This is a genomic window from Roseibium sp. MB-4 (assembly GCF_053005265.1).
The window spans coordinates 1,434,932-1,454,945 of sequence record NZ_JBRKQB010000001.1; the positions used below are offsets into that span (position 1 = coordinate 1,434,932).

At 57.3% G+C, this 20,014-nt stretch carries 25 protein-coding genes and 1 tRNA gene; 12 read left to right on the plus strand and 14 right to left on the minus strand.

Annotated elements, in window-relative coordinates:
- The first annotated feature begins 3 nt into the window (after positions 1 to 3).
- Positions 4 to 273, plus strand: a complete 270-nt coding sequence (locus ACVDG4_RS06630) for an amphi-Trp domain-containing protein (RefSeq protein ID WP_008194155.1) — start codon at positions 4 to 6, stop codon at positions 271 to 273.
- 104 nt (positions 274 to 377) lie between these two features.
- On the opposite strand, the gene ACVDG4_RS06635 is transcribed toward ACVDG4_RS06630, so the two are convergent.
- Positions 378 to 467 (minus strand) — tRNA-Ser (locus tag ACVDG4_RS06635).
- Between the two features lie 371 nt (positions 468 to 838).
- Between ACVDG4_RS06635 and ACVDG4_RS06640 the strand changes: the two genes are divergently transcribed.
- On the plus strand, positions 839 to 1,600 hold the full coding sequence (locus tag ACVDG4_RS06640) for a substrate-binding periplasmic protein (protein ID WP_447234447.1): 762 nt from the start codon (positions 839 to 841) through the stop codon (positions 1,598 to 1,600).
- A 162-nt stretch (positions 1,601 to 1,762) separates the two neighbouring features.
- Here ACVDG4_RS06640 and ACVDG4_RS06645 read toward each other — a convergent pair whose 3' ends face one another.
- Positions 1,763 to 2,215, minus strand: coding sequence for an ABZJ_00895 family protein (locus tag ACVDG4_RS06645; RefSeq protein WP_447234448.1), 453 nt, complete (start codon positions 2,213 to 2,215; stop codon positions 1,763 to 1,765).
- A gap of 145 nt (positions 2,216 to 2,360) precedes the next feature.
- Here ACVDG4_RS06645 and ACVDG4_RS06650 point away from each other — a divergent pair, with 145 nt between their 5' ends.
- A complete protein-coding gene (locus tag ACVDG4_RS06650; protein WP_447234449.1) occupies positions 2,361 to 3,167 on the plus strand; it encodes a DUF930 domain-containing protein in 807 nt (268 codons plus the stop codon).
- Positions 3,168 to 3,261: 94 nt separating this feature from the next.
- Here the strand turns inward: ACVDG4_RS06650 and ACVDG4_RS06655 are convergent, their stop codons facing one another.
- Positions 3,262 to 3,501 (minus strand): hypothetical protein, encoded by a 240-nt coding sequence (locus ACVDG4_RS06655; protein WP_133951211.1) that lies wholly within the window; start codon positions 3,499 to 3,501, stop codon positions 3,262 to 3,264.
- A gap of 429 nt (positions 3,502 to 3,930) precedes the next feature.
- The gene (locus ACVDG4_RS06660; RefSeq protein ID WP_447234450.1) at positions 3,931 to 4,689 is read right to left on the minus strand and encodes a substrate-binding periplasmic protein; all 759 of its coding nucleotides are present in this window, start codon (positions 4,687 to 4,689) and stop codon (positions 3,931 to 3,933) included.
- A gap of 281 nt (positions 4,690 to 4,970) precedes the next feature.
- Here ACVDG4_RS06660 and ACVDG4_RS06665 point away from each other — a divergent pair, with 281 nt between their 5' ends.
- Entirely contained in the window at positions 4,971 to 5,393 is a 423-nt protein-coding gene (locus tag ACVDG4_RS06665) for a DUF2147 domain-containing protein (protein WP_306146613.1), read from the plus strand.
- Positions 5,394 to 5,509: 116 nt separating this feature from the next.
- Here the strand turns inward: ACVDG4_RS06665 and ACVDG4_RS06670 are convergent, their stop codons facing one another.
- Positions 5,510 to 5,965: a GNAT family N-acetyltransferase gene (locus ACVDG4_RS06670; RefSeq protein WP_447234451.1), complete on the minus strand. Its 456-nt coding sequence runs from the start codon at positions 5,963 to 5,965 to the stop codon at positions 5,510 to 5,512.
- A gap of 147 nt (positions 5,966 to 6,112) precedes the next feature.
- On the opposite strand from ACVDG4_RS06670, the gene ACVDG4_RS06675 reads away from it, so the two are divergent.
- On the plus strand, positions 6,113 to 6,445 hold the full coding sequence (locus tag ACVDG4_RS06675; RefSeq protein WP_447234452.1) for a MazG-like family protein: 333 nt from the start codon (positions 6,113 to 6,115) through the stop codon (positions 6,443 to 6,445).
- A 79-nt stretch (positions 6,446 to 6,524) separates the two neighbouring features.
- Here the strand turns inward: ACVDG4_RS06675 and ACVDG4_RS06680 are convergent, their stop codons facing one another.
- The 6 genes from ACVDG4_RS06680 to fliK form a co-directional block, all read right to left on the minus strand.
- On the minus strand, positions 6,525 to 7,313 hold the full coding sequence (locus tag ACVDG4_RS06680; protein ID WP_447234453.1) for a transporter substrate-binding domain-containing protein: 789 nt from the start codon (positions 7,311 to 7,313) through the stop codon (positions 6,525 to 6,527).
- Between the two features lie 37 nt (positions 7,314 to 7,350).
- Positions 7,351 to 8,061: an amino acid ABC transporter permease gene (locus ACVDG4_RS06685; RefSeq protein ID WP_447234454.1), complete on the minus strand. Its 711-nt coding sequence runs from the start codon at positions 8,059 to 8,061 to the stop codon at positions 7,351 to 7,353.
- Complete coding sequence (locus tag ACVDG4_RS06690) at positions 8,058 to 8,738, minus strand: amino acid ABC transporter permease (protein WP_447234455.1); 681 nt, start codon at positions 8,736 to 8,738, stop codon at positions 8,058 to 8,060. Before ACVDG4_RS06690 ends, ACVDG4_RS06685 begins: the two co-directional genes overlap by 4 nt.
- A gap of 380 nt (positions 8,739 to 9,118) precedes the next feature.
- Complete coding sequence (gene gatB, locus ACVDG4_RS06695) at positions 9,119 to 10,600, minus strand: Asp-tRNA(Asn)/Glu-tRNA(Gln) amidotransferase subunit GatB (RefSeq protein WP_306146607.1); 1,482 nt, start codon at positions 10,598 to 10,600, stop codon at positions 9,119 to 9,121.
- Positions 10,601 to 10,829: 229 nt separating this feature from the next.
- A complete protein-coding gene (locus ACVDG4_RS06700) occupies positions 10,830 to 11,126 on the minus strand; it encodes an EscU/YscU/HrcU family type III secretion system export apparatus switch protein (RefSeq protein ID WP_409690714.1) in 297 nt (98 codons plus the stop codon).
- A gap of 8 nt (positions 11,127 to 11,134) precedes the next feature.
- Positions 11,135 to 13,852, minus strand: coding sequence for a flagellar hook-length control protein FliK (fliK, locus tag ACVDG4_RS06705; protein WP_447234456.1), 2,718 nt, complete (start codon positions 13,850 to 13,852; stop codon positions 11,135 to 11,137).
- A gap of 231 nt (positions 13,853 to 14,083) precedes the next feature.
- Here fliK and ACVDG4_RS06710 point away from each other — a divergent pair, with 231 nt between their 5' ends.
- The 3 genes from ACVDG4_RS06710 (at position 14,084) to ACVDG4_RS06720 (ending at position 16,266) form a co-directional block, all read left to right on the plus strand.
- The gene (locus tag ACVDG4_RS06710) at positions 14,084 to 14,326 is read left to right on the plus strand and encodes a DUF6455 family protein (protein WP_420340627.1); all 243 of its coding nucleotides are present in this window, start codon (positions 14,084 to 14,086) and stop codon (positions 14,324 to 14,326) included.
- A 142-nt stretch (positions 14,327 to 14,468) separates the two neighbouring features.
- Positions 14,469 to 15,740, plus strand: coding sequence for an agmatinase family protein (locus ACVDG4_RS06715; RefSeq protein ID WP_447234457.1), 1,272 nt, complete (start codon positions 14,469 to 14,471; stop codon positions 15,738 to 15,740).
- A 52-nt stretch (positions 15,741 to 15,792) separates the two neighbouring features.
- Complete coding sequence (locus tag ACVDG4_RS06720; RefSeq protein ID WP_447234458.1) at positions 15,793 to 16,266, plus strand: DUF3299 domain-containing protein; 474 nt, start codon at positions 15,793 to 15,795, stop codon at positions 16,264 to 16,266.
- 184 nt (positions 16,267 to 16,450) lie between these two features.
- Here the strand turns inward: ACVDG4_RS06720 and ACVDG4_RS06725 are convergent, their stop codons facing one another.
- Positions 16,451 to 16,756 carry a phosphatidylglycerophosphatase gene (locus tag ACVDG4_RS06725; protein WP_447234459.1) on the minus strand — a complete coding sequence of 102 codons (306 nt, stop codon included), beginning with the start codon at positions 16,754 to 16,756 and terminating at the stop codon, positions 16,451 to 16,453.
- Between the two features lie 194 nt (positions 16,757 to 16,950).
- Between ACVDG4_RS06725 and ACVDG4_RS06730 the strand changes: the two genes are divergently transcribed.
- Together ACVDG4_RS06730 and ACVDG4_RS06735 are read left to right on the plus strand one after the other, a co-directional pair.
- Positions 16,951 to 17,205 (plus strand): hypothetical protein, encoded by a 255-nt coding sequence (locus tag ACVDG4_RS06730; protein ID WP_447234460.1) that lies wholly within the window; start codon positions 16,951 to 16,953, stop codon positions 17,203 to 17,205.
- Between the two features lie 278 nt (positions 17,206 to 17,483).
- The gene (locus ACVDG4_RS06735) at positions 17,484 to 17,741 is read left to right on the plus strand and encodes a YjhX family toxin (RefSeq protein ID WP_209173299.1); all 258 of its coding nucleotides are present in this window, start codon (positions 17,484 to 17,486) and stop codon (positions 17,739 to 17,741) included.
- 125 nt (positions 17,742 to 17,866) lie between these two features.
- Here the strand turns inward: ACVDG4_RS06735 and soxR are convergent, their stop codons facing one another.
- Entirely contained in the window at positions 17,867 to 18,334 is a 468-nt protein-coding gene (gene soxR, locus ACVDG4_RS06740; RefSeq protein ID WP_133950862.1) for a redox-sensitive transcriptional activator SoxR, read from the minus strand.
- 97 nt (positions 18,335 to 18,431) lie between these two features.
- Between soxR and ACVDG4_RS06745 the strand changes: the two genes are divergently transcribed.
- A complete protein-coding gene (locus ACVDG4_RS06745) occupies positions 18,432 to 18,821 on the plus strand; it encodes a VOC family protein (protein WP_447234461.1) in 390 nt (129 codons plus the stop codon).
- Positions 18,811 to 19,044, plus strand: coding sequence for a hypothetical protein (locus ACVDG4_RS06750; protein WP_447234462.1), 234 nt, complete (start codon positions 18,811 to 18,813; stop codon positions 19,042 to 19,044). Before ACVDG4_RS06745 ends, ACVDG4_RS06750 begins: the two co-directional genes overlap by 11 nt.
- A gap of 115 nt (positions 19,045 to 19,159) precedes the next feature.
- Here ACVDG4_RS06750 and ACVDG4_RS06755 read toward each other — a convergent pair whose 3' ends face one another.
- A complete protein-coding gene (locus ACVDG4_RS06755; RefSeq protein ID WP_409690698.1) occupies positions 19,160 to 19,927 on the minus strand; it encodes an SDR family NAD(P)-dependent oxidoreductase in 768 nt (255 codons plus the stop codon).
- Between the last annotated feature and the right edge of the window lie 87 nt (positions 19,928 to 20,014).

Here is a 20,014-nt window from a genome sequence, read left to right on the forward strand (position 1 = left end):
TAGATGCAAAACGGTGATGGAAGTTTCCGCCACGAGTCCCTTCAAAGCCGCAAGTCCATCAAGGCGCTTTTGGAGGCGGTGACCAAGGGCATTGGCAAAGGCGAACTGACCTTGAGCGATGGCGATGAAGAGATCGTTCTGGAACCGGGCGGCTTGATCACGGTGCGGGTCCGCGCCGAGCGCTCCGGCGGCTCCAACCGCATCGATCTCCGCCTCACCTGGACCGAAACCGCCGACACCCCAAAGCCAAAAAGCGATCTGAAAGTGCGCTGAGAGCTGAAAACCGACGCCGGCTCTATAAGCAACAGATCATGAACGCCCTACACCCGTTTCTTCGGGTGCCGCGCGATAATATGCGTGTTGTTCTGGAAACAAAGTGGCGGAGAGGAAGGGATTCGAACCCTCGAGACGGTTGCCCGCCTACTCCCTTAGCAGGGGAGCGCCTTCGACCACTCGGCCACCTCTCCGGTAGGCCCCGTGTACGAACAAAAACCCATGAGTTCAAGGGGATTTTTGACTTGGCCCGGTTTTTCCACGAACAGACGCCGGTTCTGTCTTCCCCCGGCACACACGGTGCGGTTCCTGCCTGTTTGACCGCCAGTCCCGAAAGTCTTGCAACGGTAACTTAGAAGTGCCGGATCCGGGAGATTGATTTCAGGCGGTCAACTTCGCCAGGACACGCCTGTTTGTTTCAAGATATTTTGGGGTTTTGGCCGCGCGCAGGTTCGATTGCCCATGAATTGTCCCGGGACGCAAAGTGCCAACCCGATACCAAAACCGCGGTTCCTGACAGATTTCACAGCTTGCAGGCGTTCAAGAATTGCGGCGGTATTGATCCATGGTTTCTGCGTATCCTTCCTCTTGGGCGCGCCTTCTGCGCGCGACCTTGATCCTCATGTGCTTTGCGCTCCCGGTCCGGGCGCAGGACATGACGATCGTTACCGAGGAGTTCCCGCCTTACAACTATTCGGACAATGGCCTTGCCAAAGGACTTTCGAGTGAGGTCGTACAGGCGGTTCTTTCACAAACCGGACTGACCGCCGAATTCCTGTTTTTACCGTGGGCGCGGGCCTATCTGACCGCGCAGAACACCAAGAACACGGTGATCTTTTCGATCGGTCGGATCCCGGAACGGGAAGATCTTTTTGACTGGATCGGCGTCATCGCACCCTACAACACGTCCCTTTACAAACTGGCCAGCAGGACGGATCTGGCGGTCGAGTCATTGTCCGATGCAAAGGATTACAGCATCGGCGTTTCAGTCGAAGACGTGATTTACCAATATCTTAAGAGCCAGAACTTCACCAATCTCGATATCGTGGGTGAAGATGTCTTGAACATCCGGAAACTGGCGCTCAGCCGGCTGGATCTCATCGCTTTCGACGAAGCCGCTTTCCAGTACTACCTCGATTTGGAAGACATCGATCCGGCTTTGTTTGATCGGATCTATCGGCTGGACGATATCAGCGGCGGTCTTTACATGGCCATCAACAAAGACAGCGACCCGGAGCTCATCCAGTCTTTAAAGGGCGGTCTTGAGGCAATCAAAGCTGATGGAACTTATGAGCAGATCCTCAACCGGCACCGGGTCATGAACTGATGACCATGCCGAAGGCTTGAAACAAAAGCGCTTTTTCGCATCCTAGACCGTTTTCACTTGCAACGGAAACGAATTGAGCGCCGCGCCTGCAAGCCTCTATTCTCATTGCCTGAGGACAAAAAATATTAAAAATTAGGCGTCCGGTCTTTAACGGCGACGTGTCTATCCGACTGTGCTGGCTTTTGCGTTCCGTTTCAAAAAGGCCTTCTGCGCTCCCTTTGCGGCGCTCATGAACAAAAACCGCTTGAACAGAAAAGAGACCAGAAACACGACCGCAAGGACACCAAGGAAAATCGCAATGTAAAACCCACTGAAGAAATCAATCTCTGTCGCGAGAAGGATGACGACGAAAGCAACCGGTACGAAAACGATGATCTCAACGATGGTCATCTTGAAGGCGGCTGACCAGGCAAATCCACTGTCTGGAAGTGACTGATATTTCTTGAAATACCAGTGGCCGGCATCCAAGGTCGCTGCAATTATAGGCAAAAACTGAGTCCCGCTGGAGATATCAATATCTGCGGCGATCAAAACAGCCGCCCCCAAAACAAACGTGCCGATCAAAACACTCACATAAATGAAGGCAAATCTGATCAAATTGACTTCAGGATGCATTCTCAACCTCACTCCGCCGTTGAGCAGCGCTACTTATGCGCGTCTTAAAATTTCACACCCTTCATAAATTGCATTCTTGTACTGTCAACCAGTGCGGCAAACTGTGAGGGGAATAAGCCTGCACATCCTTAAATAGGGTTACTGTTTGGTTTTTTTGGCCTTCGGCAGCTCCGACCTCACCTACGCCGCAATTGGAGACCTTATTTATTGGTCTTCTGATTTTTTGGACCCTGCAACCATAACCACGTCTTCTCACCCTGTCCTCGATCGGCTGATTACCGATCATTTTTCCAGTGTCGTGGCACTGTGGCTTCATCTTGCAATCTTTGTCATACTCGCAAGCCTGCCGCCTGCGAACCAGCAGCGTTCCAGCACGCCCTTACCGGTTGATGTTGAGTTGGTTCTCTTGCCCAAGGCTGCGCCTGCCCTGACAGCCCACCTGTTTCCTTCTGGCGGAAAGAAAGCGCCCAGCCAGGAAGGGGTATTGATGAAACCCCAAGAAGATGTCCGGGCAATCGAAGAAACGCCCCCACTCCAGGCCAGATCCGATTGGCGGACGGCGGAGAATTGGGTCACGGCCAAACAGCTTCGGAGCGCTCTGGTTTTACAAGACCCGCGTTCGGCCCAGGCGCGAGCGGCCCTAGAGACGGTGACAGGCCTTGATAGAAGAGAACAACTCTGCGCTCTGGAAGCGATGGAGCAAGTAGGGGTGCATTCGCAAGGACTTCGGCCAGACCGGCTGGTGCCCTATGCCCTTAAGACGCCGGCTCAACGCGGCATGGAACTCTACGCTCCGGCGGGCGCTGTGCGCAGCCAGGGAGACTGGTATGAACTCGCCTACCGCTGCCTGTTGAATGAGGCGGGCGATCGGGTGTTGGACTTTCAATTTGCCCTCGGTCCGCTGATCCCCGAAACTCTCTGGGATGACCATGGACTGGCTGCAGTTCATTAACTGCTGGAAAGTGGTGACGCGGCGATTCAATCTGCGCCGCGTCAGGATAGACCGTTGGATGAAGGTGCCGTTTGGCCGGCAGCCTTGCACGCAATCAATGCATCGACAGCCATTCGCGCGCAGAGCGTTGCGCTTCTGCGATCTCGGAGGAACTCATTTCACCGGAGATTTCCTTGCGATAGCGCACGGCTTCCTGATTGCCCTTCAAAGCCGCAATGTTGAACCACTTGTGCGCTGTCACGAGGTCTGTCGTGCCGTGACGGCCACAGGCGCTGTCCAGGCCCATCTGGAACAGAATGTCAGCTGTCATCGGCTTTTCGCCCATGATGGCCATGTCGTCGGAATGTATTTCATAGCGAGCCATAACGCTCTCCCCTTTTTGTCTACAAGACTTCCCTAGAAACGAAAGCTTATCTGAAGCTTTTCCCGCCGTTTCATGAGGGTTACTTCATCAGGAGCGCTTAAAGAGGCAGTTAAAAAACAGATTTAATGAAATCCGAACAATAATTTAAGTAAGTCTGAAATTTACCGGATGACAACCATAGCGTTACGAATTGCTGTGTGTTTTCAATAACATTATCGCAAAATTTGACAGGATGGATTCATATTGGATTCACCAAAAGATCGATTGAGCATTTTTTTCAGCCAAGAACAGGAAAAACACAAGCCGTGAAGAGAGCTGTCTTAAAGGCGTATAGGGATTGCCCCACACGCTGGAAAAGCCCCTATTGGATCAGGTCGTGATGGTGATCAGTGGGAGGACTTAGGACGGATTGTCGTAGTACCGGCGGGCAAACGCATCGACGATGCCGTCATCGACCAGGTCTTTCACAATGGTATTGAGCTCATCCACCCGCTCGGCCCACTCAGATTGCCGGGAAACGCCGAGAAACAGATTGACCGTATTGCCCGGGCGGTACTCGGTTTTGACGATCCGGTCTCCAAGCCCTTGGGTCTTGAGGTAATAGTCAACCTGGCAGTCGGTGCCGATCATCACATCCAGGCGTCCGCGCTTGGTCATATCTATGAGAATGTTTTCGGCCGCAACACCCAGCTTGTCGAGCGTTGTGTCCTGATCAAACTGTTCGAAATAGGCGGAATGCAGGACGAACCCAACGGTATGCTCGCGCAAGTCCTCATAAGAAGTGATGCTGACCGGGCGTGATGCGGGCGTATAAAAGGCGGTCTCGCACGCATAATAGGGTGTGTCCGTGTAAGCGATGTATTCGGCCCGCTCCTTGCGGTAGGCCAAGCCGGTCATGACATCGACCGCCCCGGTTTGCATGGACGCCAGCCCCCGCCCCCACGGCATTCTCACCACGTCAATCTCTGTTCCAATCCGTTTCCCGACCTCGTGGATAAGATCAAGGTCCAGCCCGGTAAAACCCTCGTCGGTTAAAATGCGAAACGGCGGCCATTCGTCGGTGGCCGCTCGGATTGGGGCGGCATGCAAGGGTTTTGTGCTGGCCCCAAAGAGGGTCAGGCCCATGACCACAAGACCGACGACATTTCGAATGTACAAGCTGCTTGCCCAAATTACGGATGACGATTGATACCCTATTACATTGTCCCCGCACCCGGTTTTCAATCCTGCTAAAATTAGCCAGTTCTGAGATCAGCAGGGCTCTTCCGCAGCAGTCAATGACCTTTCACTCGGCTACTTGGGGCGAAATATTGCGTGCTCGTGTACGCAGCACTGCAAAAAGTCGCGTATATGACGTTACGTTACGGGTATGCAACCTGGAAACACCGCGATACATTCCCTTTTCGTAAACGGAAGCTATTCCGCTTTGGGAGGAACATATGTTGAAATTCAACGCCGCGGCTGCACTTGTTGCTGTCGGACTGCTCGCCGCCACGACCGCATCGTCTTCTGCCGCCGATGCCAAGGGCGATTGGGAACGCCCGAACGGGGCGTCAAAAATCCGCATCAGCTCTTGCGGTGGCGCGCTGTGCGGCAAGCTCATCTGGCTGCGCGATCCCCGCAACGACACGCAAAACCCCGACGCTTCCAAACGGAGCCGCCCGCTGCTTGGCGTTCAGATTGTTCAATCCATGAAGCCGACCGGTACGGATGGTCAGTGGAAGGGCAAAGTCTATAACGCGGAAGACGGCAAGACCTATACCGGTTTCATCAAACTGACGTCAGCCAACAAGCTGAAGCTGGAAGGCTGCGTCATGGGCGGCCTCATCTGTAAAGGCGAGACCTGGAGCCGCGTGAAGTAAGACGCTTATCGCTTTGCCAAGCTTGAAGGTTTGGCCACAGCCCGCTTGCTCTGTCCGCTTTTAATGTGTGGCGCATTTTTGGACAGAGCGGCGGGCATTTCCTTTTGAAGAGCCGGTCAGACGAGCATCTTCTTGTAGCCCAAATGGCTCTGGTCATAGCCGAGACGCTTGTAGAAGTGATGGGAGCCCTCGCGTTCCTTGTTGGACGTCAGTTGCACCAGACACGCCCCAGCCTCGACAGCAAGCTTCTCGGCATGGGCCATCATGAGCTTGCCAACGCCGGAGCCCCGCTGATCCGCGCGCACATGGACGCTCTCCAATTCCACCCGCGGCCGGCCCTGAAACGCAAGACCTTTCAGAAAATGGATCTGGTAGGTGCCAATCACCTCGCCTGCCGCGTCCAGCGCGACATAGATGTCCATTTCGGGAGCCGCCAGCATGGTCTCGAACGCCGGTCGATACTCCTCAAAGCTGCCGAACTCCTTGCCTTTCCGTACACTGGTGGCCCCTGCATTGATGATGGCAACAATATCGGCCAAGTGGCCATGCGTGGCTTTTTTAATTCTAATCATGGGTATCGCTGGCAGTTCGAAAAAAGACCTGCGGCTTAGGTAGCCCGATTCCCAAATCCGGCAAATTGACAAGTCGCTTAAGCCTTGCGAAGGGGGGTGCGCTGCCGTTTTTTGTATCCACTTCCCCGCAAACTTGGAGCCAAACCCATGAAATTTTCCGATCTGCGCGAGGCCAACATTACCCGCCAGAAAGAGTGGCCCGGCAATGATCAGGCCGACATTGCGTTTCGCGGGCTGGAAGTTGCCGGGGAATTCGGGGAAGTCGCGGAAGCCTTGAAGAAATACTTGCGAGGAACCCGCGGCATCAAGGGCTCCACTGCAGATCTTCAGGATGTCGCCAATGAAATGGCCGACGCAATCATTGCCCTGGATCTGCTCGCCGATCAAATGGGCATCGACCTTGGTGCTGCGGTCACGCTGAAATTCAACGCGACCTCGAAAAAGTACGGACTGGAAACACGGTTGCCGGCTACCGACTAGACGAAATTGAACGCCGAGCAGTTTACCAAAGGAAAACGCGCGCTTTGCAACGCGCGTTTCTTTGATGGCAGGCGTGAAATTACAGCGCCGGGAGCGGCGGCAGGGGAGTTTTCAGCCATGTTTCAGACAGTTCGTTCAATTTGCCGTTCAGCTTCTTGTGCAGAACAAACACATTGACCCACTGCAAGAGGTCGATGTTGCCTGTTTTCACGCCGATGAACGACGGAGAGTTCGCGATCACGAATTTGGTTTCGAGGTCGAAATCCGGATTGTCATTGGAAATGCCGAGAGCAACCATGTTACCGGTGACAATGACATCTGCCTGACCGGAAACGTATGCTGCGATCGTGGCGGCGTTGTCACCAAAACGGATGATCTCCGCCCCTTCCGGAGCGTCCTCAGTGATCGCGAGATCTTCGAGCGTCCCGCCGGTCACCGCGATTTTCTTGCCGGCAAAATCAGAAATGGTTGTCACGCTGACATCCGGCTTTGCAAAGGCACCCGAAAAGAAGGGAGCGTAGGCATGAGAAAACCAGATGGATTTGGCGCGTTCAGGGTTTGCGCCCAGAGTGGAGATGACAAGATCCACCCGATCGGTCTCCAGGAACGGAATGCGTTGTTTTGAAGTCACTGGAACCAGTTCCAGTTCAACGCCGAGGTCTTCTGCGATCATCTTTGCGACATCAACATCATAGCCGACATATTCACCTTCCGCGCCGAGCGAACCGAAAGGCGGAAAGTTTTCAGGAATGGCGATTTTAACTGTTCCCGCTTCCAGAATGTCCTTCAATTCGGCAGACGCTGGTGAAATTGCCAGTGTCAGGGCTGTGATGGCTATTCCAGCCGCTCCTGCAAGTTTCTTGAACATGTTTGAGTTCCCTGGTTTGGAGGTAATTTGGGAGGCTTTAGGCAGCAGCGGTTGCCCCACCTTTGGACGATGCGGACCCAAGGCGCTTTTCAAGACGCCGGGCCCACAAGGACAACGGAAAACAGAGAGAGAAGTAGATCATCGCCATCATCGGATAGATGATGAATGGTTGAGTGCCGGGCACCGGAGAGTTCGCCCAACGCTTGCCAATGGTCATCAGATCGTGGAACCCGATGATATAGGCGAGCGACGTTCCCTTGATAATCTGGACCATGAACCCGACGGTGGGGGCGATTGCCAGACGGAAGGCTTGCGGCAGGATGATCAAAAGCATGATCTGGAAAAGCGTCAGACCGAGCGCCTTTCCTCCTTCCCGCTGGCCGTCGGGAATAGCCGTAATGGCCCCGCGCCACACCTCTGACAAGTAAGCGCTGGTGTAGAGCGTCAACGCTATGCCAGCGGCAAGCCAGGGATCGATCTGGATTTGAAAAAGCCGCGGGGCTCCGAGCCCCAGCAAGAACAAGAGCATCAAGAGCGGAACCGACTGGAAGAGCCACGTATAGGCCATGAAAGTCCGGTCGATCAGCTTGTAGGGCGACACCCGGGCGGCGGTCACCACCAATCCGATGAGGCCACCACCGACAAAGGCGATCAGGGACAGATAGATCGTAAACTGGGTCGCTTCCAAAAGCTGAAACAGGACGATCCCGAAAGGTTTGCCAAAAACGGCGACAAAAGCGTCCTTCATCTGACCACCTTCCATTTGAACAGGTGGGCGTAGAGAACCCCAAGCAGACTTTTGAACATCAAGGCCATCAGAATGTAGATGATCGTCAGGGTGAAAAAGACCTCAAAGGATCGAAAACTACGGCTGTCGATGAACAGCCCGGCCCAAGTCAAATCGGTCACGCCGATTTCGGAGATCACGCCGGTTGTCAGAAACAAAAAGATGAACTGGCTGTTGAGCGACGGGAACATCGACGCTACCGCCTGTGGGAACAGGATTTTCACATAACCGAGCCATTTCGGTAGCCCAAGGGCATCAGCAGCTTCCGCTTGCCCCGCCCCCAAACCTGCAAGCCCGGCCCGCAAAATTTCCGCAAAATAGGCTGAGAAATTGAGCGTCAACGCGAGCAATGCATGGGCCCAGAAAGGCCACTGATATCCAAGAAGCAGCGGCAATCCAAAGGCCACAAAAAACATCTGTACGATGAGTGGCGTGTTGCGAATGAACTCCACATAGACCGCGGCAATCTGGGCGAAAAAAGCGATCTTGTAATGACGTACTGCGGCTAGGAGTGCCGCAAACAGAAAGCCCGCCATGCCGCCGCCAATTGTCAACGCGGCGCTCATGGCTGCGCCTTCGCCCAAAAGCAGCAGATATTCTGGATTGCGATAAATTTCGAAAAACCTGAGATCAAACATGATCCAGGTCCGGCTCGCCGTATCTTATTGTCATCAAGCGCCCCCGTTTGGATACGGTTCGCTTGGCAATACTTGTGCCACCCGCAGGACTAAGCGTTTCTGCTACTGTTTCGGTATCGGGCTGACAGGTTTGGCCCAATTGTTGGGCAACACGTGATCACTTTGCATACAATTTAGTGATTATCGTCATACTATATTCTTTCAGGTTGAATACAGCGACGGTGCAAAGGACCATCCGCCTCCGCGGATTTCCAAGAAATCAACTGGACCGACGCAAATGCATTTCGAGGAGAATTGAGGCGTAAGCTGTTGATTGACCCAAAAACAAAAAAGGCCCCGGAAACCCGGAGCCCTTTGATTTCAACTGAATCTCGAAACCCTTATTCCAGGCCGATCTTCTGCTTCAAAAGATCATTCACCGCTTGCGGGTTGGCCTTGCCTTTTGAGGCTTTCATGACCTGGCCGACGAACCAGCCGACAAGGTTCGGCTTGTCTTTGGCCTGCTCGACCTTGTCCGGATTGGCGGCAATGATTTCGTCGACGATCGCCTCGATGGCACCAAGGTCTGTCACCTGCTTCATGCCGCGGTCTTCAACGATCTGAGCAGGGTCACCGCCCTCTGTCCAGACGATCTCAAAGACGTCCTTGGCGATCTTGCCGGAGATAGTGCCCGCCTTGATCAGATCGATGATCCCGCCGAGTTGAGCTGCGGAAACCGGAGAGGTTTCAAGCGTTTTGCCTTCCTTGTTCAGGCGGCCGAACAGCTCGTTGATCACCCAGTTGGCAGCAAGCTTCGCATCGCGGCCGTTCGCGACTTCTTCAAAGAAGGCAGCGGAGGTTTTTTCAGCAACCAGCACGTCCGCATCATAGGCTGTCAGGCCGAAGTCCTTGACGAACCGGGCCTTCTTGTCGTCCGGAAGTTCGGGCAGGTCAGCGGCCAGTTCATCGACAAAGCTCTGCGTGAATTCCAGCGGCAGCAGATCCGGATCCGGGAAGTAGCGGTAGTCGTGCGCTTCTTCCTTGGAGCGCATGGACCGGGTCTCGCCCTTCACGCTGTCGAACAGGCGAGTTTCCTGATCAATGGTGCCGCCATCTTCCAGGATCGCCATCTGGCGGCGGGCTTCGTATTCAATCGCCTGGCCGACAAAGCGGATGGAGTTGACGTTCTTGATCTCGCAGCGCGTTCCGAATTCGCCGCCCGGACGGCGGACGGAGACGTTGACGTCGGCGCGCATGGAGCCCTGATCCATGTTGCCGTCACAGGTGCCGAGGTAGCGCAGGATGGTGCGCAGCTTGGTGAGATACGCCTTTGCCTCATCGGCCGAGCGCAGATCCGGCTTGGACACGATTTCCATCAAGGCAACACCGGACCGGTTCAGGTCCACAAACGACATGGACGGATGCTGATCGTGCAAGGACTTGCCGGCATCCTGTTCCAGATGAAGGCGCTCCACGCCGATCTCGACCTGCTCGTCCGGCATATCCAGAAGGATCTTGCCCTCGCCAACGATCGGCTGCTTGAACTGGGAGATCTGGTAGCCCTGCGGTAGATCCGGATAGAAATAGTTCTTGCGGTCGAAGACGGATTTCAGGTTGATCTCCGCCTTGAGGCCGAGGCCCGTGCGGATCGCCTGGCGGACGCACTCCTCGTTGATCACCGGCAGCATGCCGGGCATCGCCGCATCGACGAGCGAAACATTGTTGTTCGGATCCTGTCCGAATTCGGTCGAGGCGCCGGAAAAGAGCTTGGCGTCGGAGGTGACCTGGGCATGGACTTCCATGCCGATCACGATTTCCCAGTCGCCGGTCGCGCCCTTGATGAATTTCTTCGGGTCGGGAGTGCGTACGTCGACAATCGTCATGGGGCGTTCAATCCTGTGTTCGTCAAAAGCGCTCGCTTGGAAGGTACGGCACGACAGCCGGAGCGCTGGTTTTTGCAGCCCTGATGCCTAGTCGGGAATTGGTTTTACTGCAAGGCTTTCCTTGCCCAAAGCTGGCGCTTTCGCACAAGGAGCGGGGAACGGTGGCAGTCGCTGCCTCTCTCCTGAGCAGATTGGCATCGGCTTGACCAAAGAAGCTGCGTCATCGCGATCAGGTTTCTGTCTCGCCCGGTCCCTTGGGGTGCTGTGCCTGACCGGTGCGCATGATGAAGCCGATCAGAACGGCGACGGCCTGATAAAGCTCCATCGGGATTTCATGATCGACTTCAATCTGCGAGAGCGCCTCGGCCATCATCGGGTTCTGCTCGATCGGCACCCCGGCCTCGCGGGCTATGTCCTCGATCCGCTGGGCCGCCGTGCCCGTTCCCTTGGCGCTGACAACCGGCGCGCCGCCATCTTCATATTCCAGAGCAACTGCGATTTTTTCGGGTTTCGTCGGCGTGGTCATGGGCACTCTCACGATTGGCGGTTGATGAGGGCGCCATACTTGGCAGCGGTTTTTGGCGGAAGGCCGCGAATGAAACGCAGTTCCTGAAGATCCAGCCCGGCATCGGCGAAGGCCGCCTCCATCGTTTCCTGAAGACCGGACAGGAGATCAAGTGTCTCCTTGCGGTCCACCCAAAGGGAGATGTAAGTCCCGCCGCCCCGAAGGCTCACGGCCGCTTCGAGCGGACCGGTCGCTGTCAGATCCAGTGCAAAACGCAGCCGCCAGGCCGGTTCGTCGTTCTCGTCTGCGCTGTTGCCCCCGCCATCGCGACCGATCTGCATTTGCATCACCGCCGTGTCCTGACCGAGCGCCAGCGGCAATTCCAGAACGGTGTCCATGGGCTTGGCGGCTGCGGCCTGCGGGCCGTCATCTCCTGCAAGACCGGCGTTGGTCAATTGAGTGAGACGCATGCGCGCCAATGCAGCATCTGTTTCCTGAAGCAGCGACTGCAGATTTTGCGGCGCGGACCCGGCCCAATAGCCACTTGAGGTTTGCGGGGCCTGGCCCTGGGGACCAGATGAGCGTGAGGCGGGGGCAGGCTGGCGTGCTGGAAACCGGACAGCAGGTTCCGCGCCGAGGCTTTGCAGCAAGCCGCGAAATACCAAAAGAGCGGTCTTAAGATCGGGCACAGGAGACTGTTGCGCGCCTGCTGGCAACGGCAACCGTCCCTCCCCGCCCTGACCAGACAAGCGGACGGCCTGCTGCAAGGCCTGCCCGGTTATCTGTTGTCCGGAGTTCAGGCGCAGTCCCAAAATCTGCTGCATGGCCTTTTGCACCGCATCCGGAACGGAGGCCTTTCCGGCTGCCTGCGCGGACATCAAGGACCCGATTTGAGCAAAAAGATTGCCGAGGCTGGCCTGTTGTTCCGCCAAAGGCTGGCGCAAGGCCGCCGCGGCCTGCTGGACCGGCGTTGAAGCTGCCGAACCGCCCCCTTGAGAGGCAATAGCCGTTTGACCGGGCGTTGCCATGCCAGGTTTTGCGGAAACATAAGCCTGTGCCTGTGATTGCGCACTGGCGCTGACCGGCGGAGAGGGGCCCGCTTGGACATTCGCACTCTGGGCCGGTGTCCCAGCTGCGGGCGTGGAGCTTGGCCGCGCCGTCACGACAGTCTGATTGACTGCAGGCTGAGGCAAAGCCTGCCCGCCCGACTGCACCGCAACCTGCGGCCCACCCGCGGCGGGAGGTGGAACGGCTCCGGTTCCAACAGCACCCCCCTGCCCTGCAGTTGATACTGTTTGAGAGATCACCCCACCCTTCGGCGCTCCTTGCGGGGGTAAGGCTGACACTGGTGGGGCGACACTTGCTTGTGCTCCAGCTGCAGCTCCTGGAGCTCCTTGCGCCGGAAGCGTTTGCCCTGATGCTAATGTCACAGACGTTGGAAAAGCTCCGGTCTGCGGGACCGCTTGACTCGCAGCAGGCTGGCCCGAAGTGGGGGGAACGCCGGGCGCCCCTATAGTGGTTGGCGCTCCAGCTGGCAAACCGGCAGGCAACGGCTGCCCGGTCTGCGGTGTCACCGGTGCGGTCGGTATCGGCCCCGTGCCGGGCGATTGCAGTGGAGCCCCGCCGGCGGCTGGCAACGGGGTGCCTGCCTGTGCTGCGGCAAGCGTCGAACCTCCTGGTGGCACCTGCGTTGGCGAAGTCGCACCAGCTTGCAGCGGACCAGACGCTTGCGGGCCAGAGACTTGCTGACCTGAGACCTGCGTTCCGGATACCAACCCTCCCGGCAGTGGTCCACCGGCCCCTTGCGAAGGGATCTGTCCACCGGTCCCGGAAGGCACGGAGACCGTAGTCTGCGGACCGGATTGCGCGCTGACTGGAGCGCCCGGCGTTCCAGGCGCCGGACCGCCGGAGGGCAGCGCCGGAACGACGGTGCCCTGCGCTGTGCTTATGATTGGCGCACCGGCAACCGGGCCACCGGTCCCTGCCCCTTGTGCCGGCAGAGGAGCTTGGCCGCTGCCTGAAGGGGGTGCGGGTTGGGGGGGAACCGTACCTGCTGGCAATTGCCCGGAAACCTGGGCCTGATTTGGTACAGCGGGTTGGCCCGGTGCGGCAGGCTGGGTCAGGATCTGGCCGGGAAGTTGGGGCTGAACAGCACCGCCCGGTTGGGCGGGTTGCGGCAGCACGCCGGTTGCCTGAAGAAACTGAGCTAAAACAGGTGCGGGCCGCGGCAAGGTCGGCTGCCCGGCTGGCTGCTGACTGGGCTGCGGTTGTCCTGCCGGCTGCCCGGTTGGTGGAGGCGCTTGTTGCGGCAACTGCTGGCCAGTTTGCTGCGCCGGTTGTTGCGGTTGGGGCGATCCCTGGGTGTTTGCCTGAGGCGGTGGCGCAGATGCAGCCGGTTGGGTTGCCGGAGTTTGCGGACTTGCCGCTGTGGGCTGGGTCGCGGCCGATTGACCTATGTTTTGCGGCGGCGTTGGCGTTGCAGGTTTGGCCGCACTGCTGTCGGGCGTCAGAACAACAGCGGGCTGTTGCCGGGTACCGGAAACTGAGAGTGTCACATTACTTCCGACCGGCAAGGGAGACGGCACGCGAAGATCGATCGATTTGGCGTCGGACGACAAGCGGACAACACCGCCCGGAAGATTGGCCTCCACCTTGGCACGCAGTTCAGTACCGGGCTGCAGGGCCTGGGGGGCGGTTCCACCTTGCGTATTTGCTGGCAGCGGCTGTGCGCTGACCGTTTCCACCATGACACCGTCTCCAGGGTCAGTCTGAGCACACCGACTCTAACGCGCTGAGTATGGCTGCTTTCTTAAAGCTTGGCGAGAGTTGACCCTGATCAAGGCGGGGACTGCGAGATGTCTCCATCCTCGCCTGCAGAATGGATCGGATCAGGACGGGATCCCGCCAAAAACTTCACGGGCCTGCCAAGCGGCATAAGCTGCCAGGCCCAGAGGACAGAGGAGTTCCCTGTGAACTGGATGGACCGATTGAACGAACGCGCCGAATTGATGGGCCGGATGCTGGACACCATTGGCGCGATGAAAGGCTTGCCAGAGGGTGTGCAAGCCGATGTGGACATGGAAACGGCTGCCCGCCGTTGCATGAGCTGTCAGGAAACCGAAAAGTGCCGCCATTGGCTGGAGCATCACGAAGACGGGGCCAAAGCTCCGCTCAAGGATTGCCCCAACGCCGTTCTCTTTGAAAGCTGGCTGAAGATCTGAACGAAGCGCGCACCTTTTCTCTCGCCACTCAGCGATAGGGACCTGTCGAAGGACAGATCCGCCGGCACCTTGGACTTTTTAGCGACTGGCGCTGTTTTCTCAGCGTGTTACGCTTCGTTATCTAATTGGGAGGTGCTGTACCATGGGAAGAGGTCTGTCTTTACTCTCGAGCCTTGTCATCTTACCGCTATTGACCGCGCCGGTTTCGGCGCAACTCTACGGTCACGAGTATGAGGGAACGCAGGCTCCCATCCGCGAGGGAGAACAGCCAGTTATCCCGCTCGACACTGAAGACCCAAGCTTCAACGTCTGGCGTACGCCTCTTCCGAGCTTCGAAGGCCTAAAAGAAAACCGCGAACCCGGGCTGGTCGATCCGCAGCGGTTCATCGGTCAGGGCTTCATGCAGATCCCGACATTCCTCCATCAACCACTCGCCTTCACCCCGGAGGATCTCGCCGCAGGTGAAGTTGACGTGGCGATCATGGGCGCTTTCACCGACATGGGCAGCGGTGCCCGTGGGGCCTCCCGTGGACCCAATGCGGTGCGGAATTCTTCGCTTTATCTTCCCTATGGTGCACGCACGCCGCATATGCATGTCATGGTCGATCCCCTGCAAGACATGACGGTCGTCGACTATGGCAATGCCCCAAATGACATGATGAGCTCGGAGCGCACCATCCATGCGGTCCGGTCTTTTGTGCGTCAGGCTGCTGAGGTGCAACATGAAGACGGCAGCCGGGTCATTCCCTTTATCATCGGCGGCGATCATTCGCTGATGTATCCGGACGTTGCCGCGCTCACAGATGTTTATGGCAAGGGCAATGTCGGTGTCGTGCACTTTGATGCCCATTACGATGCCGGCAAATACATGTTCGGTCATCTGATCAATCACGGGATGCCTGTTTACAGGTTGATCGAAGAGGGCCTTGTTGAGGGCAAGAACTTCATCCAGGTCGCGCTGCGCGGCTACTATCCGGATGAAAAAGCCTTCGAATGGATGCGGGACAACGGGTTCCGCTATCACACAATGGCCGAAATCGAACGCCGTGGGTTCGATGCCGTCATGGAAGACGTGATCAAAGAGGCGAATGACGGGCCGGAATACATCTTTGTCTCCTTCGACATCGACACTCTGGATCCGGCCTTCGTTCCCGGAACCGGTACACCGGAACCCGGTGGGCTGATGCCGCGCGAGGTGTTTCCGATCGTTCGGCGGCTGTGCGCAGAATCAAATGTGGTTGGCTTCGAGCTTGTCGAGCTCGCTCCCTTGATGGACCCGACCTACGTCTCTGCACTAAATGCAAATAGGGTGATCCGGGAATGTCTGACTGGCATCGCCATGCGCAAACAAGGCCTGACAGACCCGCATTATCTCAGTCCGCTCACGGTCACGCATGGGCAAGGTGAGAATTAATCGCGGTCTTCTGACTGCAGCGCTTCTGCTTGGGTTATGGGGTGGCTCTGCCGTGGCAGAACCTTTGACAGTGACATGGAGTGAGCTGCGGGCAGACCGGCCATCGTCCTGCAGCGCATTGCTGGAAAACTATCTGACTCAGCAGAAATGCACGCAGCAAGCGGCCTCTGCCCGACTGCTCTCACGCCAGTACGAAAAATGCGCGCCCGGATCGGCTGACCTTGACGGGAAAACCGTTCGCATTGCCGGATTTGCGCATCCACTGGAGTTTCAGTTCAAGGATGTGAAGGAGTTTCTGCTCATTCCGCCCCTCCGCCAGGATTGCACACATCCGCCGCCGCCCCTGCCGGATCAGGTGATTTCCGTGCAATTTCCAGACGGTTTGGATGTGAATGCTGACCCTGTCTGGGTGACAGGCGTGTTGCGGCGCGAACGGGCCAAGACACACCTGGCAACGGCAAACTATACGCTTCAAGCCACATCAGTGACACAGGCCACCATACCCGAAGTCAGCGCCACCAAATGAGGTCTGTCTCACAAGACAGCACGGCATACCGTTCCGTCAGAAGTCGAGCCTACTCTGCAATGGCCCCGGATCAAGTCCGGGGCGGCGCCAAGTGGGAGTCGGGCGCACGGGCGCACCCTACTCCAAAAGCTGAGAGTAACGATCTCCGCCGCCCCGGCCCTGAGCCGGGACCTGTCGCCCGGACTTATCCGGCTTGCCGACGCCGGCGGTTGAGCCAATAGGCAACCGCACCTGCTGCCGCACCGCCTATGAACCGGAAAGGGAACATCGCAAGGGCACCCGCATCCTGGGAGATCGGTTGCGGCAATTGCAACAAACCCACCGCAGTCTCAAGCATCAGCGACAGGGCAGCAGCCGCAAACCCGGCGATCCACAGCTTCACCGGCTGATCGGCGCGCCAGCCAAGATAAATGCCGATCAACAGCGCAAACGGGTTCAAAAGCCCGGAAAGCGTGAACAGATCGATCCATGTGTCAGAAAGCGTCATCATGGCGCTGTCTTAGCTGCGCAGCGGCCAAAAAGCGAGCGCAATTGCGTCGCAGCTGGACTTTTCCGGTTCGGTAGTGGTTTGGGCCAAATGGCCGGCAAAGCTTTACAATCGAAGAAAAGCCGTTACGTAACCTCTCACGCTATCACGCCCGGACCACTTAAATCCTCCGGCAGCTATTGGACACATCTGACTGAATGACCTCAAGCCCCGCCAAAGCCAAAACAGATGAAACGATCGAGATGCTGGAAACCAGCGATCGGCGGCTTGGCATCGTGTGCGCGCATTGCGCCCGGTTTCGCTATCTGAAACTGACCAACTACGCGCTGGAAGACACACTCTCCTCGCTCACCAAATCCCTCAAGTGTTCGCGCTGCGGTTCGGACGAGGTTGAGGCGATCGCAGTTGAGCGCGATGAAAAGAGCGGCTACTGGCCGGCGGAACGCAGCTGAGCAATATGCTCGCTTGCAGGATTGCAACACACGACAGGCATCTGACCGCCAGTCTCTTTCAGTCTCTTGTTGCAGCATAGTCATCGTGATATCGACAGCGTGCAATCTTTGAGAGGTTTTATGCGCGGAACTCGCGAGTCCCGGTAAACCCGGCTCGTTTCAGGACCTTCGACTTTCACCAGAAGGCTCCCAACCAGCCGGGACAACAAAAGCACCACACCGCATGCGTTTGCTGCGGTGACAGGTTTCTTTTGCTCAAAGACTGAAAATCAAAATCAATGGACATTTCCAAAGCCGAACAGCGGGTGCTGCACCTGCTGGCTCAGGGCGGCTATATCCTTGCCGAGAAGGACGAGGACGGCCGTATTCTGAAATACGAGACGATCACACGCGATGGCTGGTTCTGGGGCGGCTGCTCGCAGCAGCTTTTCCAGAAGCTGAAGTACCGGCGTCTGATCTCTTCGAAAAACAGCGGCCCCTACCGGATCACGAACCTTGGCCTCAAACGTGTCAGGTCTCAGCTCGACAACCGGTAACCGCTCCCCTCACCGCCCCGGCCTCAGCGCCGGGGCCACCCCTCTGGCCCACGGCAGGTCCCGGATCAAGTCCGGGACAGCTAGCCACGACAAACGAAGCCATGTGCAAGAAGGCATGCAAGAGCTCAGAGCTCCTCCGGCAAGTCCGGACGGTCTCCCATGAGATAGCGCGGTCCGCGGCCGTGGCGGTTGGCAGCGTCGCCGGCATTATAGAGCTGGCATTTTTTCATCGACAGGCAGCCGCAGCCGATGCAGCCGTCCAGCTTGTCCCGCAAAGCGGTTAGCCCCTCGATCCTGGCATCAAGGTGTTTTCGAAAGTCCCGGCTGATCCGGGTCCAGTCGGCCTTGGTCGGTGCCCGGTTGTCCGGCAGTTTCTCCATCTGCGCCGCGATCTCGGAAATCGAAAACCCGAACTCCTGCGCCACCAGTACAAAGGACAACCGCCGGATATCGGCCCGCATAAACCGGCGTTGCCCGCTCTCGGTCCGGACCGGCGCGACCAGGCCCTTGGTTTCATAAAACCGGATTGCGGACACTGCCAATCCGGTCCGCTCTGCCAGCTCCCCGATGGACAGCGTATCTGTGCCTTTCACAAGCCTCTCCAAAAAATTGACTTTTTCCTCTTGACCTCAACTTAACTTAAGGAATTATCTCTGGTGTCCATCACAAGTCAACGTGAAAGGACACACCATGTCAGGCGCATTTCTGGAACACGTGAATGTCACCGTGAGTGACCCGGAAGCCACCGCAAGGCGGCTCAAGGACTGGTTCGGTTGGGAGGTTCGCTGGAAGGGCGATAGCCTGGGAGGTGGCATCACCTACCACATCGGCAATGAGACCAGTTACATCGCAGCTTACAACCCGCCGAAGGAAACAGCTGCCATGCCGGGCGAAACCTACGGCATCCGTGGCGGGCTCAATCACATCGCGGTCGTAGTCGACGATCTGGATGCCACCGAAGCCCTGATCACGGCGGGGGGCTACGAAACCAAGAACCACGCCGATTATGAGCCTGGCCGCCGGTTTTACTTCGATGATGATGATGGCATCGAGTTCGAGGTGGTCAGCTATGCAGAGTGAACTTGACCGGCACATGCTCGGACCATCGGTGCCGCGAGCGTTTTCACCGGAAACCTACTCGGCCTTGCGGGCCGATGGGTTTCTCGAAGACGGACAGATCCGCCGTGATCTCGTTCCCCAACTGGTGAACTCTCAGACCTTTCAGGCCAGATTTGGAGGCCACGTTCCCGCGGCCTTCGCCAGGTTCTTCGGCGCACTCTCCAAAAAGGTGCGCCAGATCTAACATACCGGGGCTGCGGTGGCACTTGGCCAGCGGCAACGGCCCTGCACCTCTTGAGATCGTCACAGCTCGGTCGTTCAGAGCTGTGACCTCTCGCTTATCTTGCTTGGCAGACCGCTTATCGCGGCGCCATGCGGATGGCACCATCCAGACGGATGGTCTCACCGTTCAGCATGTCGTTTTCGCAGATCGATTTGACCAGCTGCGCATATTCCGTCGCCCGGCCCAAACGGGACGGAAACGGCACTTGTTGGCCAAGCGAATCCTGAACGTCCTGAGACAACCCAAGCAGCATCGGCGTTTCAAAGATGCCCGGCGCGATGGTCATGACCCGGATGCCCAGCTTGGACAGATCCCGGGCGACCGGCAACGTCATTCCGGCAACTCCGGCTTTGGACGCTGCATAAGCCACCTGGCCGATCTGGCCATCAAAAGCTGCGACAGAGGCCGTGGAGACGATAACACCGCGTCCACCATCAGCAGTCACCGGGTCCAGCGAGGACATACCAGTCGACGCCAGTGCGATACACCGGAAAGAGCCGATCAGGTTGACCGAGATGACTTTTTCAAACATGTCCATCGGGTGCGGTTCGCCGCGCGATGTTGTCTTGCCAACCGGTGCGATCCCGGCGCAATTGACCAGAATACGCTCCTGGCCATGCGCGGCGCGGGCAGCATCGAATCCGGCTTCAACGCTTGCCTGGTCGGTCACGTCGACATCGGCGAAAACACCACCGATTTCCTTCGCAACCTGTGCGCCCTGTTCCCCGTTACGGTCGAACAAGGTGACCTTCACGCCCTCTGCTGCCAACATGCGCGCAGTGGCTGCGCCAAGACCGGATGCGCCGCCGGTGACGACCGCTGCCATAGACTGATCCAGCTTCATCAAAGCCCTCCAATTCTTTAATCTATTGATTTTCAACAGATTTAATTACTTTGATTGACGAAAACGTCAATTTGGAAGGCAAAGTGT